The sequence below is a fragment of the Candidatus Aalborgicola defluviihabitans genome (assembly GCF_016705985.1).
Classification (GTDB): domain Bacteria; phylum Pseudomonadota; class Gammaproteobacteria; order Burkholderiales; family Burkholderiaceae_C; genus Allorhodoferax; species Allorhodoferax defluviihabitans.
The window spans coordinates 115,149-129,882 of record NZ_JADJKN010000002.1; the positions used below are offsets into that span (position 1 = coordinate 115,149).

General features: G+C 57.6%; 12 protein-coding genes. 6 read left to right on the forward strand and 6 right to left on the reverse strand.

Annotated features, from left to right (window positions below):
- Positions 1 to 894, forward strand: coding sequence for a 5'-nucleotidase (locus IPI80_RS00910; RefSeq protein WP_413856253.1), 894 nt, complete (start codon positions 1 to 3; stop codon positions 892 to 894).
- Between the two features lie 21 nt (positions 895 to 915).
- On the opposite strand, the gene queC is transcribed toward IPI80_RS00910, so the two are convergent.
- Together queC and ilvD are read right to left on the reverse strand one after the other, a co-directional pair.
- Complete coding sequence (queC, locus tag IPI80_RS00915; protein ID WP_413856255.1) at positions 916 to 1,629, reverse strand: 7-cyano-7-deazaguanine synthase QueC; 714 nt, start codon at positions 1,627 to 1,629, stop codon at positions 916 to 918.
- A 415-nt stretch (positions 1,630 to 2,044) separates the two neighbouring features.
- The gene (gene ilvD / locus IPI80_RS00920; protein ID WP_413856257.1) at positions 2,045 to 3,904 is read right to left on the reverse strand and encodes a dihydroxy-acid dehydratase; all 1,860 of its coding nucleotides are present in this window, start codon (positions 3,902 to 3,904) and stop codon (positions 2,045 to 2,047) included.
- A 735-nt stretch (positions 3,905 to 4,639) separates the two neighbouring features.
- Between ilvD and IPI80_RS00925 the strand changes: the two genes are divergently transcribed.
- The 5 genes from IPI80_RS00925 to IPI80_RS00945 all read left to right on the forward strand — a co-directional run bounded on the left by IPI80_RS00925 (position 4,640) and on the right by IPI80_RS00945 (position 9,313).
- Positions 4,640 to 5,287, forward strand: coding sequence for an SPOR domain-containing protein (locus IPI80_RS00925; protein WP_413856259.1), 648 nt, complete (start codon positions 4,640 to 4,642; stop codon positions 5,285 to 5,287).
- 139 nt (positions 5,288 to 5,426) lie between these two features.
- Positions 5,427 to 6,116: a DUF3348 family protein gene (locus IPI80_RS00930; RefSeq protein ID WP_413856261.1), complete on the forward strand. Its 690-nt coding sequence runs from the start codon at positions 5,427 to 5,429 to the stop codon at positions 6,114 to 6,116.
- Positions 6,113 to 8,029, forward strand: coding sequence for a hypothetical protein (locus IPI80_RS00935; RefSeq protein WP_413856263.1), 1,917 nt, complete (start codon positions 6,113 to 6,115; stop codon positions 8,027 to 8,029). Before IPI80_RS00930 ends, IPI80_RS00935 begins: the two co-directional genes overlap by 4 nt.
- Positions 8,029 to 8,682, forward strand: a complete 654-nt coding sequence (locus tag IPI80_RS00940) for an OmpA family protein (RefSeq protein WP_413856265.1) — start codon at positions 8,029 to 8,031, stop codon at positions 8,680 to 8,682. The genes IPI80_RS00935 and IPI80_RS00940 overlap by 1 nt, the downstream gene beginning before the upstream one ends.
- Complete coding sequence (locus tag IPI80_RS00945; RefSeq protein ID WP_413856267.1) at positions 8,675 to 9,313, forward strand: DUF2894 domain-containing protein; 639 nt, start codon at positions 8,675 to 8,677, stop codon at positions 9,311 to 9,313. Before IPI80_RS00940 ends, IPI80_RS00945 begins: the two co-directional genes overlap by 8 nt.
- An 82-nt stretch (positions 9,314 to 9,395) precedes the next feature.
- Here IPI80_RS00945 and IPI80_RS00950 read toward each other — a convergent pair whose 3' ends face one another.
- Genes IPI80_RS00950 through secA form a run of 4 tightly spaced genes read right to left on the reverse strand, consistent with a single transcriptional unit; the run spans position 9,396 to position 14,734 of the window.
- Positions 9,396 to 9,848, reverse strand: a complete 453-nt coding sequence (locus IPI80_RS00950; protein WP_413856269.1) for an NUDIX domain-containing protein — start codon at positions 9,846 to 9,848, stop codon at positions 9,396 to 9,398.
- Positions 9,845 to 10,726 carry an ATP-binding protein gene (locus tag IPI80_RS00955; RefSeq protein ID WP_413856271.1) on the reverse strand — a complete coding sequence of 294 codons (882 nt, stop codon included), beginning with the start codon at positions 10,724 to 10,726 and terminating at the stop codon, positions 9,845 to 9,847. The genes IPI80_RS00950 and IPI80_RS00955 overlap by 4 nt, the downstream gene beginning before the upstream one ends.
- A 3-nt stretch (positions 10,727 to 10,729) precedes the next feature.
- Positions 10,730 to 11,959, reverse strand: a complete 1,230-nt coding sequence (argJ, locus tag IPI80_RS00960) for a bifunctional glutamate N-acetyltransferase/amino-acid acetyltransferase ArgJ (protein WP_413856273.1) — start codon at positions 11,957 to 11,959, stop codon at positions 10,730 to 10,732.
- A gap of 9 nt (positions 11,960 to 11,968) precedes the next feature.
- Positions 11,969 to 14,734, reverse strand: coding sequence for a preprotein translocase subunit SecA (secA, locus tag IPI80_RS00965; RefSeq protein ID WP_413856275.1), 2,766 nt, complete (start codon positions 14,732 to 14,734; stop codon positions 11,969 to 11,971).

Sequence of the window (14,734 nt, forward strand, 5' to 3'; positions counted from 1 at the left end):
ATGGGCATTTCCCTGGATGGCAAATTGGTTGTGGCAATCTCTAGCCGCGCCTTGTTCGATTTTGAAGAAGAAAATCTGGTTTTCGAGCAATCGGATGACACGGCCTATATGCGACTCCAACTGGAGCGATTGGAAACACCGGCCAAACCCGGTGTTGCATTCTCGCTGGTTCAAAAGTTGCTCGCGTTCAATTTGGAGCCTTCGCAAAAGGTCGAAGTCGTTATCCTCTCGCGTAACGACCCGGTCAGTGGCCTACGCGTCATGAAATCAGCCGCTCACTACGCACTGCCGATCATCCGGTGTACGTTTACCAGAGGCGAGGCACCCTGGCGCTATCTAAAACCCTTACGTGCCAACCTGTTCCTGAGCACACACTTGAGTGACGTTCGCGCCGCATTAGCCGCTGGCGTGCCAGCGGCACAGGTCTACCCTCAGTCAGCCCATGCCAGTGATGCACATCCTTGCGAAGTACGCATTGCCTTTGACGGCGATGCGGTGTTGTTCAGCGACGAAGCCGAGCGTGTCTACCAGTCACAGGGCCTAAATGCCTTTCAACAGCACGAGATAGACAAGGTGGCGCTACCCCTGCCCGACGGCCCTTTCAAGCCCCTGCTCGTCGCGCTGCATCAGCTACAGCAGGCTTCCACACCCAACATGCGCATTCGTACGGCATTGGTAACGGCCCGCAGTGCGCCCGCGCACGAGCGTGCTATCCGAACCTTGATGGACTGGAATATTGCCGTGGATGAAGCCATGTTCCTTGGGGGCCTGGACAAGGGTGAATTTTTGCGCGAGTTCGAACCGGATTTTTTCTTTGATGACCAGACTGGGCACATTGAATCCGCAGCGCGTCATGTCCCTTCTGGACATGTTGTCAGTGGCATCCGCAACTAGAGCGCAGGTGCCGCTGTAGGTTCAGCGCGCAATTTCCTGGCCCACCCCAATGTAGGTGGTGTATCCACGTGCACGCAGCAAGCAAGCTGGACACTCCCCGCAACCATAGCCCCAGACATGGCGTTGATCCCGTGTTCCCAAATAGCAGGTATGGGTGTGCTCCACAATCAGGTCTACCAAGGGCTGGCCACCCAGTGTTGACGCCAGTGCCCAGGTAGCAGCCTTGTCGATCCACATCAGCGGAGTTTCAATCAAAAACCGCTTGTCCATTCCCAGCGACAGCGCCAGTTGCATGGCTTTCATGGTGTCATCGCGGCAATCGGGGTAGCCGGAAAAGTCGGTTTCGCATACGCCAGTGACGATCACCTGCAGGTCACGCCGGTAAGCGACGGCCGCCGCCAACGTCAAAAACAGCAGATTGCGCCCGGGCACAAAGGTGTTGGGCAACCCGGTGCTTTCCATTTGGAAAGCGGTCTGGCGGGTCAAGGATGTTTCGCTGACCGCCCCCAGGACCGCGAGATCCAGCAAATGGTCTTCACCCAACTTGACAGCCCAATGCGGGAACTGAGCGCGAATTTCCTGTAAGACGACTAAACGCGCATCCAACTCCACGCTGTGGCGCTGGCGGTAATCAAAGGCAATGGTCTCCACCCGCTCGTAGCGTTGCAAAGCGTGGGCTAGGCAGGTAGTGGAATCCTGTCCACCGGAGAAAAGTACAAGGGCGCTGGTATGCATGGCCGCAATGTTAGATCATGGCCTGTACCTAGGCACTTAACGGTGGATCATGAGTTGCGCACTGACTGACCGATTCACTGGCGCAATCGGGATTACCCTATTTGTCCCAGACGAAACCGTGTCTGCGTTGGCTCGACGCAGGTTCGCGGCTCGACCAATGATTGGCAATTGCAATTGGTTTGGGTTTGGGTTTGGGCCCCTTCAGTTATTTTCTATGTAGCCGTGCGTTTCTTAACGGCAGATTTAGACAGCCATTTAGTAGCGCACCTTTTGAGATACTTTCAAAAGTCTTCGTTTTACCGTCGAGATTCTCGTTTTATGCACCGCTTCGGTGCATAAATAAAATGCAAACCCATTGGCGATTACGCCAACGCTGCACAGCACGTCAGACTCGGCCGTACGCCGGCCATCTACTTCAGTAGTCCAGCAACGAAGCGTCCCGCACCGCACCTTTGTCAGCTGACATGACCAGCATGGCGTAGGCCTTGAGCGCGCTTGAGACCTTGCGGGGGCGGGGCAGCGCGGGCTTCCAGCCCTTGGCGTCTTGCTCGGCGCGCCGCCGGGCAAGCTCTTCGTCCGACACCAGCACGTTGATTGAGCGGGCATGGATGTCGATACGGATGCGGTCGCCGTTACGCACCAGGCCAATGGCACCACCGGCAGCAGCTTCGGGCGAGGCGTGGCCAATGGACAGACCCGAGGTGCCGCCCGAGAAGCGGCCATCGGTCAGCAGTGCGCAGGACTTGCCCAGCCCTTTGGACTTGATGTAGCTGGTGGGGTAAAGCATTTCTTGCATGCCGGGGCCGCCTTTGGGGCCTTCGTAGCGCACGATCACGATGTCACCGGGCTTGACCTTGTCGGCCAAGATGTTGGCCACGGCTTCGTCTTGCGATTCGGTCACGTAGGCGGGGCCTTCGAACACCATCAGCGCGTCGTCCACACCGGCGGTCTTGACCACACAGCCCTTGAGCGCAATGTTGCCCACCAGCACGGCCAAGCCGCCTTCTTGTGAGAAGGCATGGTCGCCAGAGCGAATGCAGCCGTTGGCGCGGTCCAGGTCCAGACTGGGCCAGCGGGTGTTCTGGCTGAACGCCGTTTGCGTGGGGATACCGGCCGGGCCAGCCATGTAGAAGGTTTTAACGGCCTCTGATGGGTTACGGGCAATGTCCCACTCGTCCAGCGCGTCCTTCATGGTCTTGGCGTACACGGTGGGGGTATCGGTGTGCAGTTTGCCAGCACGGTCCAGCTCACCCAAAATGGCCATGATGCCGCCGGCGCGGTGCACGTCTTCAATGTGGTACTTGTCGGTGTTGGGCGCCACCTTGCACAGCTGCGGCACGATGCGCGAGAGGCGGTCAATGTCGGCCATGGTGAAGTCAATCTCAGCCTCTTTTGCAATGGCCAGAATGTGCAGGATGGTGTTGGTGGAGCCACCCATGGCGATGTCCAGCGTCATGGCGTTCTCAAACGCTTTGAAGCCGACAGAGCGCGGCAACACGCTGCTGTCTTCCTGGTCGTAATAGCGCTCACACAAATCCACAATCAAACGACCGGCGCGCTTGAACAGCTGTTCGCGGTCCGAGTGCGTGGCCAGCGTGGTGCCGTTGCCGGGCAGCGAGAGGCCCAAGGCCTCGGTCAGGCAGTTCATGGAGTTGGCAGTGAACATGCCCGAGCAGGAGCCGCAGGTGGGGCAGGCCGAGCGCTCGACCTCAGCCACATCGGCGTCGGAGGCCGTGTCGTCAACGGCCATCACCATGGCGTCGATCAAGTCGAGCTTTTTGAAGGTCAGCTCATGCGTACCGGGCGTAGCCAACTTGACCTTGCCTGCTTCCATGGGGCCGCCGGACACAAACACCACGGGGATGTTGACGCGCATGGCCGCCATGAGCATGCCGGGGGTGATCTTGTCGCAGTTGGAGATGCACACCATGGCATCGGCGCAGTGGGCGTTGACCATGTATTCGACTGAATCCGCAATGATGTCGCGGCTGGGCAGCGAGTACAGCATGCCGTCGTGGCCCATGGCAATGCCGTCGTCTACCGCAATGGTGTTGAACTCTTTGGCCACACCGCCGGCGGCCTCAATCTCACGCGCCACCAACTGGCCCATGTCTTTGAGGTGCACGTGGCCGGGCACAAACTGGGTGAATGAGTTCACGACCGCGATGATGGGTTTCTGAAAGTCGCCGTCTTTCATGCCAGTGGCGCGCCACAGTGCGCGGGCGCCCGCCATATTGCGACCAGAAGTAGAGGTTTTGGAACGGTATGCGGGCATGGAGCGATCTCTCTGTTTGGCGTTAAGTCAGAGCCAAATTATCGCCCACTGCCCGTTTTGATGACCGCCATGCAACAAATGCCCGCAACGCCAACAAGAGAACGACTTCTACCGTGTTGGTGGGACCAACTGCCACCCTTCCGGGCAGTATTGCGTGTAAGGGTAATACTGGCCCACCGAGCGGCAGAAATACCAGGCATCGGCTGGCGGTGGAGGAGGCATGGAGGGTGCGGGAGCAACCTCGGCCGGCGCGACATAGGTCGCGATTGGCGGTGCGTACGTGACTGGTGGCGATACGTACACAGGCGGTGGTGGGCTTGGTTGGCTATTGGCGGCCCCGATTATCGCGCCCGCAAGCCCCAGGAACAACAGCGGAGCGACCCAACCAGCGTCGCCGCCGAGATGCGAGTATTCGCGGTGCGGCTGACGGTAATAGCCCCGTGGGCCATCAGCCAATGCGTTGGTGCCCAGAGTGGCAATAAGTAGTGCCAAGCCGACGGATTGTGCGATTTTCTTCATGGTGTGCCTTTACATCCTCCTCAACGTTGTCAGCCTTCGGTGGTTGACAGAGCGGCTCTCCATTGCTGATCGCTACGTACCAAATGACCATATTCAAGTGGCCGTTACAACGACCGATGGGCAATTACGGAAAAAGTACCCCACGGGTTCTCGGTCTGTTTGGCAAAATGCGAACAAACTACCGGCCAACGGCCACTTTGCAAAGCAGCAATACGCATGAACCATGAAACTCAAGGCCACGGAACTCCGACGCGCGTTCAGACAAGTACCTTTAGTCGGGTTGCCGTACTAAGCACCGCAGCGGCTGTACTGGCCGGCTCCTTCGGCGGCTGTTCCATTTGGCCCCAATCACTCTCTTTGCAGTCTGAACCCCTTCCAGAGGCTCCGCAGCAAGTGAGGGGAGCGAAAGCACCCAATCAAGCGCCAGAGCCTTCAACGTTTGTAGCATTGCCTGTCAGCGCCGTTACGGCAACTGCCATACCACCTGCGGCAGAAGTTAAAGCTGTCGAAGTGACAGCGCCCAAAAAAGCCGCTTTTCCTGCACCAGACACCGCTCAACCGGTCCCGGTAATCCCAAAGGTGAAACCCAGTGTGGCAATCGATGCCACCAAGCCTTCTCACCCGGATAAGTCGTGGCATGGCTACTACGTTAACGTCGGGTTGTTCGCTGTCGAAAGGAATGCCCGCAAAGCGCAACAAACGCTGGAACGAGCGGGTCTGGCTGTCCAAACCCAAGAAGTTCGGACCAAAGATGCGAAGGCGACCCGCATCCGCGTTGGACCGTTTGTAAAACAGGCTAAGGCAAAAGCAGCAGCCAAGAAGATTCGCGCAGTAAAACTCGACGCAGTCGTCGTGCATCACTGACTGCGCCTTTGCCTGTTGGCACTGATACCGGGGCTGGTATCGGTCCGGCCTAAAATACGCCCTTTCAAAATCACTTCAATCCTTTGATCCTGTGCATGCCCCGGGAGGGGGCGCTTGAGACTATTGCCGAGGACTGAATTTGCGCGGGAACTTCAACAGTTCACAACTTGTTAGCTTACTCAGCACTTGGGGTCACACGGATGCGCAGGCGTCCCTGCAGGACTGGGCACACCAGCTTAGTTTGTGGCTGGGCCCTTTCGATGCCATCACGCTGCAAGGGGTTCATCAGTCGATCACAACAGCATCCGCTTCAGTGCGACCTCAGGCGTCAATGCCAGGCGCCCAAACGCTAAATGAAGCACTGCAGCGGGTGCGCTCTGACTTGGTGAATTCCATTTCGGCTTGGCAACGGCCACGCCCTGGAGGATCCGATGACACCGAAGTCGCTGGCGAATTTGCACCATACAGAACGCAATACATTGAACTGCAGCGCCGCATGGAATGGCGGCTAGATCCCTTTCGCGTTCATTGCAGGCAGGTACTCTCACGAACCCATTCCCGGTTGAAGCAACTGGCCGACCTGGATGCGGCACTGGAACAGACGCTAACAAAGCGAGAGAAGGCCTTGCTATCCAAACTACCTGCATTACTGGAACAACGCTTTATGCACTTGAAGAGACACCACGACGATGGCCCCCACATAGTTGGTTGGTTGAGCCCTTTTGAAAGGGAGTTTCGCGCGCTGCTATTGGCAGAAATGAACCTTCGGATGGAGCCCATCATGGGATTGATTGAAGCATTTGCTAACGGAACACACACAACACAATGAACAGGTTTCTATTTCCGATCAGCTTTGCAATGGGGTTGGTTGCCGTGATTTGGGTTGGCGTGGGCTTTATTGGATCGAGTGCATTGGCACTGGCTATGACCCTTGCGATAGCCGGGGTCTACTTGCTGGGTGCCCATGAACTTCGGCTGTTTCGTGCGGCCACCACCTCATTGGCGACTGCGCTAACGGATATTCCACACCCCCTTGTAGCTCTGGGTACGTGGCTCGAACGCCTGCCCTCTTCCCTGCAAAACGCTGTGCGCCTGCGCGTTGAGAGTGAACGCGGGGCCTTACCCGGCCCTGCGTTGACGCCATACTTGGTGGGACTTTTGGTGATGTTGGGCATGCTGGGCACCTTCCTGGGCATGGTTGTGACGTTCAAGGGTGCCGTGTTTGCCTTGGAAGGCTCTACGGATCTGCAGGCCATTCGCACCGCAATGGCAGCCCCCATCAAGGGGCTGGGTCTCTCGTTTGGCACTTCTGTCGCAGGGGTCGCTGCGTCGGCCATGCTGGGTTTAATGTCGGCCATCAGTCGGCGTGAGAGGTCAACCGTCGCCCGCAACCTCGACAGCAAGATTGCGACGGTTCTTCGCCCTTTTTCTCATGCCCATCACCGTGAAGAAACCTTGCAAGCACTGCAGGCACAAACCCGTGCGTTGCCCAACGTTGTGGACCGACTGACTGCCATGATGGAACAGATAGAGCAGCGCAACCAGCAGTTGAACGAGAGCTTGACGAGCCGACAGGATCAATTTCACCGCGAAGTTGCGGTGGCTTACACCGGACTGGCGGATGACGTCGGAAGATCCCTGAGAGACAGCCTGGTAGAAAGCTCCACATTGGCCAGCGAGAGCATCAAGCCCGTGGTGGAGGCTGCCATGGCCGACATGGCCCGAGAGTCGCGGTTGCTGCACGAGCGCACCAGCGAGTCTGCGCAGGCACAACTATCCGGGCTGACAACATCGCTGCGCGACGCATGGCGGCGTGCAGGCCAGCAGACGCTGGAACAACAACAGGGCATCTGCCAGACGCTGGTAGAAACAGCCGGCGCAATCACCGGGCACACCACGGAACATGCCAATCGGGCGATGGGCGGCATCAGCCGTTTGCTGGAACGTGCTGAGACTTTGGTCAGCTCACGGATTGACGCCGAGGCCGACTGGATGAAGCACCAAGGTGACCGTATGGATCAGTTGGCTAGTCTTTGGCGAAAGGAGCTGGGCGCGCTACGGGATGACGAAGCCTCACGGGGACACACGGCGCTTGAACGCCTGGGCGAACTACAAGCGGCACTTGCGCTGCAGTTGGCGACTTTGGGCGCTGCATTGGAAGCTCCTTTGGAGCGCCTCATGCAAACAGCAGCCGAAGCCCCGAAAGCCGCAGCTGAATTGATCACCCAACTGCGCAAAGAAATGACCCACGCTACCAAGCGAAACGCTGTTGCACTGCAAGAGCGCACCGACTTGATGGAACGCATGAGCGCACTGCTGGATGCTGCTGGCCAGACTGCACTGGAGCAGCGCGCAGCCATTGACTCGTTGGTAGCCTCAGCCGCCACGGCGCTGGACAAGACCGGCAACCGATTTGAAGCACTGCTTGGCGTTCAGGCCGACAACGCGAAGAACGTAGTGGCCCACGTGAGCGGTAGTGCTATCGAGCTGTCCAGCCTGGGCGAGTCCTTTCACCTTGCCGTGAAGCTTTTCAACGACTCCAACAACAAACTGATTGAGAGTTTGCAACGCATCGAAGGTGCGGTGAGTCAGTCCATGCTGCGAAGCGACGAACAACTTGCCTACTACGTGGGCCAAGCGCGCGAAGTGATTGACCTGAGCCTCACGTCACAAAAAGCAGTCGTCGAAGATTTGCGTCGACTCCACAGCAAATCCATTGCGCACCCAGAGGGCAGTCTTTGATGTTCGACGCGGACGCAAGCGACGATGGCGTGGAGCAAACGGCACCGGTTTGGGCCGTTTTTGGCGACCTGATGTCGGGATTGCTGGGCGCATTTGTCCTGATACTGGTTGGCGTGCTGGTGGTCCAGATGGACCTTGTGGCCAATCTGCAGTCGGAAGTCAAGAAGCGCCAAGTGGAAGAGCAACGCCGCATGGCCCTGGAGAAGGCATTGGCCATTCCACTGCAGGCAGGGCGAGTCACACTGAACAATGGCCGCATTGGCATCAGCGGCAGCGTCTTGTTTCCCGTGAACTCTGAAGAATTGCGTCCCGACGGTCGTCAGTTGCTGAAGAGTTTGGTCCCCCCCTTGCAGGTGTACCTTGGTGAGCGCGATGAAATGTTGATGGTCAGCGGGTTTACGGATGACAAGCGAATCCAGCAAGGCAACCAACGCTTTACCGATAACCTGGAGCTGTCAGCGCAACGCGCCCTGACGGTCACCCGCGCTTTAATTGACGAGGGAATGCCCTCGGCGCGTGTCTTCGCTGCGGCATTTGGGGCCGAGCAGCCCGTGGCTTCCAACAGCAATGATTCGGGGCGCGCATTGAACCGGCGGGTAGAAATGGCGCCGGTTCCCAAATCCTCACCCCAAAAGCCGCCAGCGCATGAGTGAATCCGGACTTTCCGAAACGTCGGCGGAGAACATCCTCGAATCCTGGCGACGCGATGGATGCCACCGCCAAGACCCAGTGCGCTTTCATTACATGGAAGTACTGTCCCAGCGATTGCAATCCCAACAGGATGCTGTACGCGGTGTCCTCACCGAGAAACTGGGCGCCGCATTAAACGCCTACCGGGAGCAATTGGCGCTGACCAGCGAAGCCACTATTCAAAAACCTCGAACGAATACAGTGACGACCCAAGGCACAGGTCACGCATCGCTGGCTGAACTGAATCGCTACATTCGTAGTGCAACAGATGTTGGCACCGATACCCAGGTGACGGGAGAGACGGTTGCACCACCAGAGATGAAGAGCGTGCGCCACTTCAAGCATGCCTGGTCGCGCATGCGCGCCCAAGACCAAGTACTGAAAGCAGTTCAGCAAGGGCCAGAGAACGCTGGGCCACTCAATTCACATCGGCTAGTACTTCGCTCGCTGTCGCTGATGCGAGACCTTTCGCCCGACTATCTGCAGCGATTTTTGTCGCATACCGAGTCGTTGCTGTGGCTTGACCATCTCAGCGTAAAGATTGCCACGATGGATTCCAAAACCGCCCGGCGCAGTCGCCCTAAAAAGCAATGACCGGATACGGGCAAAGCTTATAGAAAAATAGGCCTCTAGCCCTCTAGAATTCTGCGTTGTACGCTATTCAATATATAGCGTATCAGGCAGATCGTTCCTCGGTCAACCATTGCAGAACCGGGATGGTTCCAGGTAGCACCGGGCTGACCTGCACCGGCAGCTGCTCCCAGGAACAGCGTTGCCCTTCGCGCATTTCCAGCTCACCCGACCATGCCGACACCTTGCAAAAGTGCAGACGAACCAGCGCGTGCGGGTAGTCCACCAGTTCGACCCTCCAGGGTGTAACCGGCCCAATCTGGATACCCAGTTCTTCGTGCAACTCACGGGCCAGCGCTTGCGCTACCGTTTCGCCCGCTTCGAGCTTGCCGCCAGGAAACTCCCAGTAACCTGCATAGGGCTTACCTTCGGGGCGGGAGGCCAGCAAAAACTGTCCATCGGGCCGGATCAACACACCAACCGCGACTTCAACCACGCTGCGATCGCTGCCACCCTGTCGCTTGGCGCCAGGATCGGCAACCAGAGGGGTGGAGGTCATAGCTCCGAGCCGTTACGACCGGCATAGTCCCGGGCAAACTGCCAGGCAACACGACCACTGCGCGACCCGCGTTCCAGCGCCCAGATCAAGGCCTGCGGCCGGGCCTCGGCAATATGGGAGTCGCCCACGCCCATGGCAGACAGCCACTGCGCCACAATGTGCAGGTATTCTTCTTGGCTGAATGGGTAAAAACTCACCCACAAGCCAAAACGCTCTGACAGGGATATTTTTTCTTCCACCACTTCACCAGGGTGCACCTCGCCGTCCGCAGTGTGGGTGTAGCTGAGATTCTCAGCCATGTATTCTGGCAACAGGTGACGGCGGTTGCTGGTGGCGTAGATCAGCACATTGGACGTCGCTGCGGCCACCGAACCATCCAACACAGATTTGAGCGCCTTGTAACCGGACTCACCCTCGTCAAAACTCAGGTCATCGCAAAAGACGATAAATTTCTCAGGCCGCTGGGCCACCAACTCGACAATATCTGGCAGGTCTATCAGATCGTCCTTGCCCACTTCAATCAGGCGCAATCCCTGGTCGGCAAAGGCATGCAGGCAGGCCCGGATCAAGGAGGACTTACCCGTGCCGCGTGACCCCGTCAACAACACATTGTTGGCCGGCAGACCCCGCACAAATTGCTCGGTGTTACGGTAGATTTTTTCCTTCTGGGGCTCGATTTCTTTCAAATCTGCCAGACTGATAGCACCAATATGGGCAATAGGCGCAATGACCCCTCGTCCCGACCGGCGTTGGCGATAACGAAAGGCGATGGACCGGCTCCAGTCGGGCTGCTCCAGCGCATGGGGCAAAGCGGCCTCAATACGCTCCATCAGCAATTCGGCTCGCGCCAAAAACGCGATCAGGGGGTCTGCACCCATCGCTTAGGAGCGGTAATCCGCGTTGATGGTGACGTAGTCGTGACTCAGGTCGCAGGTCCACACCGTATCCGCCGCCGCGCCGCGGCCCAGACCCACGCGCACTGTGATCTCGCTTTGCCGCATGACCCTTTGGCCATCTTCTTCACGGTAGGCGGGATTGCGCCCACCCTGGGTGGCCACGTGAACATCATCCAGAAAGAGTTCGATGTGGCTCTGGTCCAGATCGTCAATGCCTGCATAACCCACGGCTGCCAAAATGCGACCCAAATTGGGGTCACTGGCAAAAAAAGCGGTTTTTACCAACGGTGAATGCGCAATGGCGTAGGCAACTTTGCGGCACTCCGCACTGTCCTTGCCGCCTTCCACGTGAACGGTGATGAACTTGGTGGCGCCCTCACCGTCCCGCACAATGGCCTGCGCCAGATTACGCGCCACGCCCAACATGGCTGCCTTCAATATCTGCCCGTCCGCACTGTTCAGCGACTCAATTTCCGCATGTCCAGCCTTGTTGGAGGCGATCACCACCAAGGAATCATTGGTTGAGGTATCGCCATCCACCGTCACGCGGTTGAAGGATCCTTCTGCAAGGTCAGTCGCCAGTTGCTGCATGACGGACTGGTTGACACAGGCATCGGTAGCAATGAAGCCCAACATGGTCGCCATATTGGGCCGGATCATGCCGGCGCCTTTGCTGATGCCCGTGATGTGAACGGGCTTGCCACCAATCGTGATTTTTGCTCCAAAGGCCTTGGGCGCAGTGTCTGTAGTCATGATGCCTTCGGCCGCACGCAACCAGTTGCCTGGCTGTGCGTCGGCAATGGCCGCCGCCAAACCCGCCTCAATGCGGTCATTTGGCAAAGGCTCCATGATCACACCGGTCGAAAATGGCAATACCTGTTGCTCACCAATTCCCAACCGCTGTGCCAATGCTACGCAGGTACTACGCGCCCGGGCCAAGCCGTCTGCGCCCGTGCCGGCATTGGCGTTACCGGTGTTGATCACCATGGCCCGCACACCTTGGCCGGTTTGCAGGTGCTGGCGGCAGAGCTGAACGGGCGCGGCACAGAAACGGTTGGTCGTAAACACACCGGCCACCGAGGCACCTTCGTCCAGTAGCACCACGCTGAGGTCTTTACGCCCCACCTTGCGGATACCGGCTTCGGTCACGCCGATGCGAACACCAGCGATGGGAAAGAGTGAGCTGAGGTCAGTTGGCGGCAGATTGACTGGCATGGCTATCTCTCAGGCTAGCTTTCCATGGCACTGTTTGTATTTCTTGCCGCTACCGCAAGGACAAGGCTCATTGCGTCCAACGCGCAGGTAAGGGTCAGCAACCGCAGCTGTGGCCACATGGACAGTTTCGGGGTCCACCATGGTCTGAACTTCTCCGGTTTCGGTGGGCGCGCTGTAGGTGACGTTGGCAATGCTTTCGCCACGGCTTTCCATGGCGTCTGCTGCCTCTTCCAATTGTTCGTTGGATTGGATTTTGACCGTCATCAACACCTTGGTCACATCGTTCTTGACGGAATCCAGCAACTGGCCAAACAACTCAAACGCTTCGCGCTTGTATTCCTGCTTGGGCTGCTGTTGGGCATAACCACGCAAATGAATGCCTTGTCGCAAATAGTCCAGTGAACTCAGATGGTCGCGCCAATGGGTATCAATGCTTTGCAGCAGAACCATGCGCTCAAACTGCATGAAATTCTCCAGCCCCACCAACTCCAGCTTGGCGTTGAATGCAGCGTCTGCCGCACGGACTACCGTCTCCAGCAAGTCTTCATCGGTGATGGCACTGGATTCCTGAACCTTCTTCACCAACTCCAGGTTAATGTGCCAGTCATCGGCCAACGCGTTTTGCAAGGTCACCAAGTCCCATTGCTCTTCCACGGATTCGGCCGGAATGTACTGACGAACCAAGTCCTGGAAGCAGCCTTCGCGCAACGATGCAATTTGTGCGGTCAGATCTGTAGCGTCCAAAATGGCATTGCGCTGCTGATAAATAACCTTGCGCTGGTCGTTCGATACGTCATCGTATTCCAGCAGTTGCTTGCGGATATCGAAGTTGCGGGCCTCTACCTTGCGTTGCGCGCTTTCAATGCTGCGGGTCACAATACTGGCTTCGATGGCCTCACCTTCAGGCATCTTCAGGCGGTCCATGATGGCCTTCACCCGGTCTCCGGCAAAGATGCGCATCAGGGAGTCATCCAAACTCAGGTAAAAACGCGAAGAACCCGGATCACCCTGACGTCCCGAGCGGCCGCGCAACTGGTTGTCGATCCGGCGGGACTCATGGCGCTCAGTTGCGATGATGCGCAGTCCGCCCAGGGCTTTGATTTTTTCGTGGTCAGCCGTCCACTGCGCACGCAGGGCTTCAATCTGCGTCTGTTTCGCGGCATCGTCCAACGTTTCATCTGCATCTATGGCTTCAATGGCCCCGGTGATGCTGCCGCCCAATACGATATCGGTACCTCGACCTGCCATGTTGGTGGCAATGGTGATCATCCCCGAACGGCCCGCTTGGGCCACGATGTCTGCCTCGCGGGCATGCTGCTTGGCGTTGAGCACCTGGTGCGGCAATTTTTCCTTTTCCAGTAACTGGGCAATGATTTCCGAATTCTCAATGGAAGTAGTGCCTACCAATACCGGCTGACCACGTTCATAACACTCACGAATATCGGTGATGGCAGCGATGTACTTTTCGCGTGTCGTCTTGTAAATGCGGTCGAGTTGGTCTTCACGGCGACTCACCCGGTTGGGCGGAATCACCACCGTCTCCAGTCCATAAATTTCCTGGAATTCGTAAGCTTCGGTATCGGCCGTGCCCGTCATACCGGCCAGCTTGGCATACAGGCGGAAATAGTTCTGGAAGGTAATGGAAGCCAACGTCTGGTTCTCGGCCTGAATTGCCACGCCCTCTTTGGCTTCCACCGCCTGGTGCAGACCATCACTCCAGCGGCGTCCGGTCATCAAACGCCCGGTGAACTCATCAACTATGACAATTTCACCCTGTTGAACCACATAGTGCTGATCGCGGTGGTACAGATTGTTGGCGCGCAAGGCGGCATATAAGTGGTGTACCAGCGTGATATTGGCAGGGTCGTATAGCGACGCACCTTCCGGAATCAGCCCCATGTCCGCAAAAATGCGCTCGGCTGTTTCGTGACCCTGTTCCGTCAGGAAAACCTGGTGACTTTTCTCATCCAATGTGAAATCGCCGGGCTTGGTCACGCCTTCACCGGTACGCGGATCGGCTTCGCCTTCCTGCCGCTGCAACAACGGTGCAGCCTTGTTGATGGCCAGGTACATGTCGGTGTGGTCTTCTGCCTGACCACTGATGATGAGGGGGGTGCGCGCCTCGTCAATCAGGATGGAGTCGACCTCGTCAACAATCGCGTAATTCAAGAGACGCTGAACCCGGTCGGCCGCCTCGTAGACCATGTTGTCGCGCAGGTAATCAAAGCCGTATTCATTGTTGGTACCGTAAGTGATATCGGCCCGGTAGGCGGCTTGCTTTTCCTCCCGCGGTGCCTGGGGCAGGTTAATGCCCACAGTGAGCCCCAGGAAGTTGTACAACCGTCCCATCCATTGCGCGTCGCGACTGGCCAGGTAGTCATTCACCGTGACCACGTGTACCCCCTTGCCTGTCAAAGCGTTCAGGTAGACCGGCAGCGTAGCGGTCAGGGTCTTGCCCTCACCCGTGCCCATTTCGGAAATCTTGCCATGGTGCAGCGACATACCGCCTAGAAGCTGCACATCAAAATGCCGCATTTTCATGACCCGCTTGGAGCCTTCGCGCACCACGGCGAATGCTTCGGGCAACAAAGAGTCGAGTGATTCGCCCTTGCCGATGCGATCCTTGAACTCCTGTGTCTTGGCTTTTAGGGCCTCGTCGCTCAACTGCTCATATTGAGGTTCCAGCGCATTGATCCGGGCGACTCCGCTTCGGTATTGCTTGAGCAGGCGGTCGTTGCGACTGCCGAAGATTTTGGTAAGGATATTGGTGGCCAT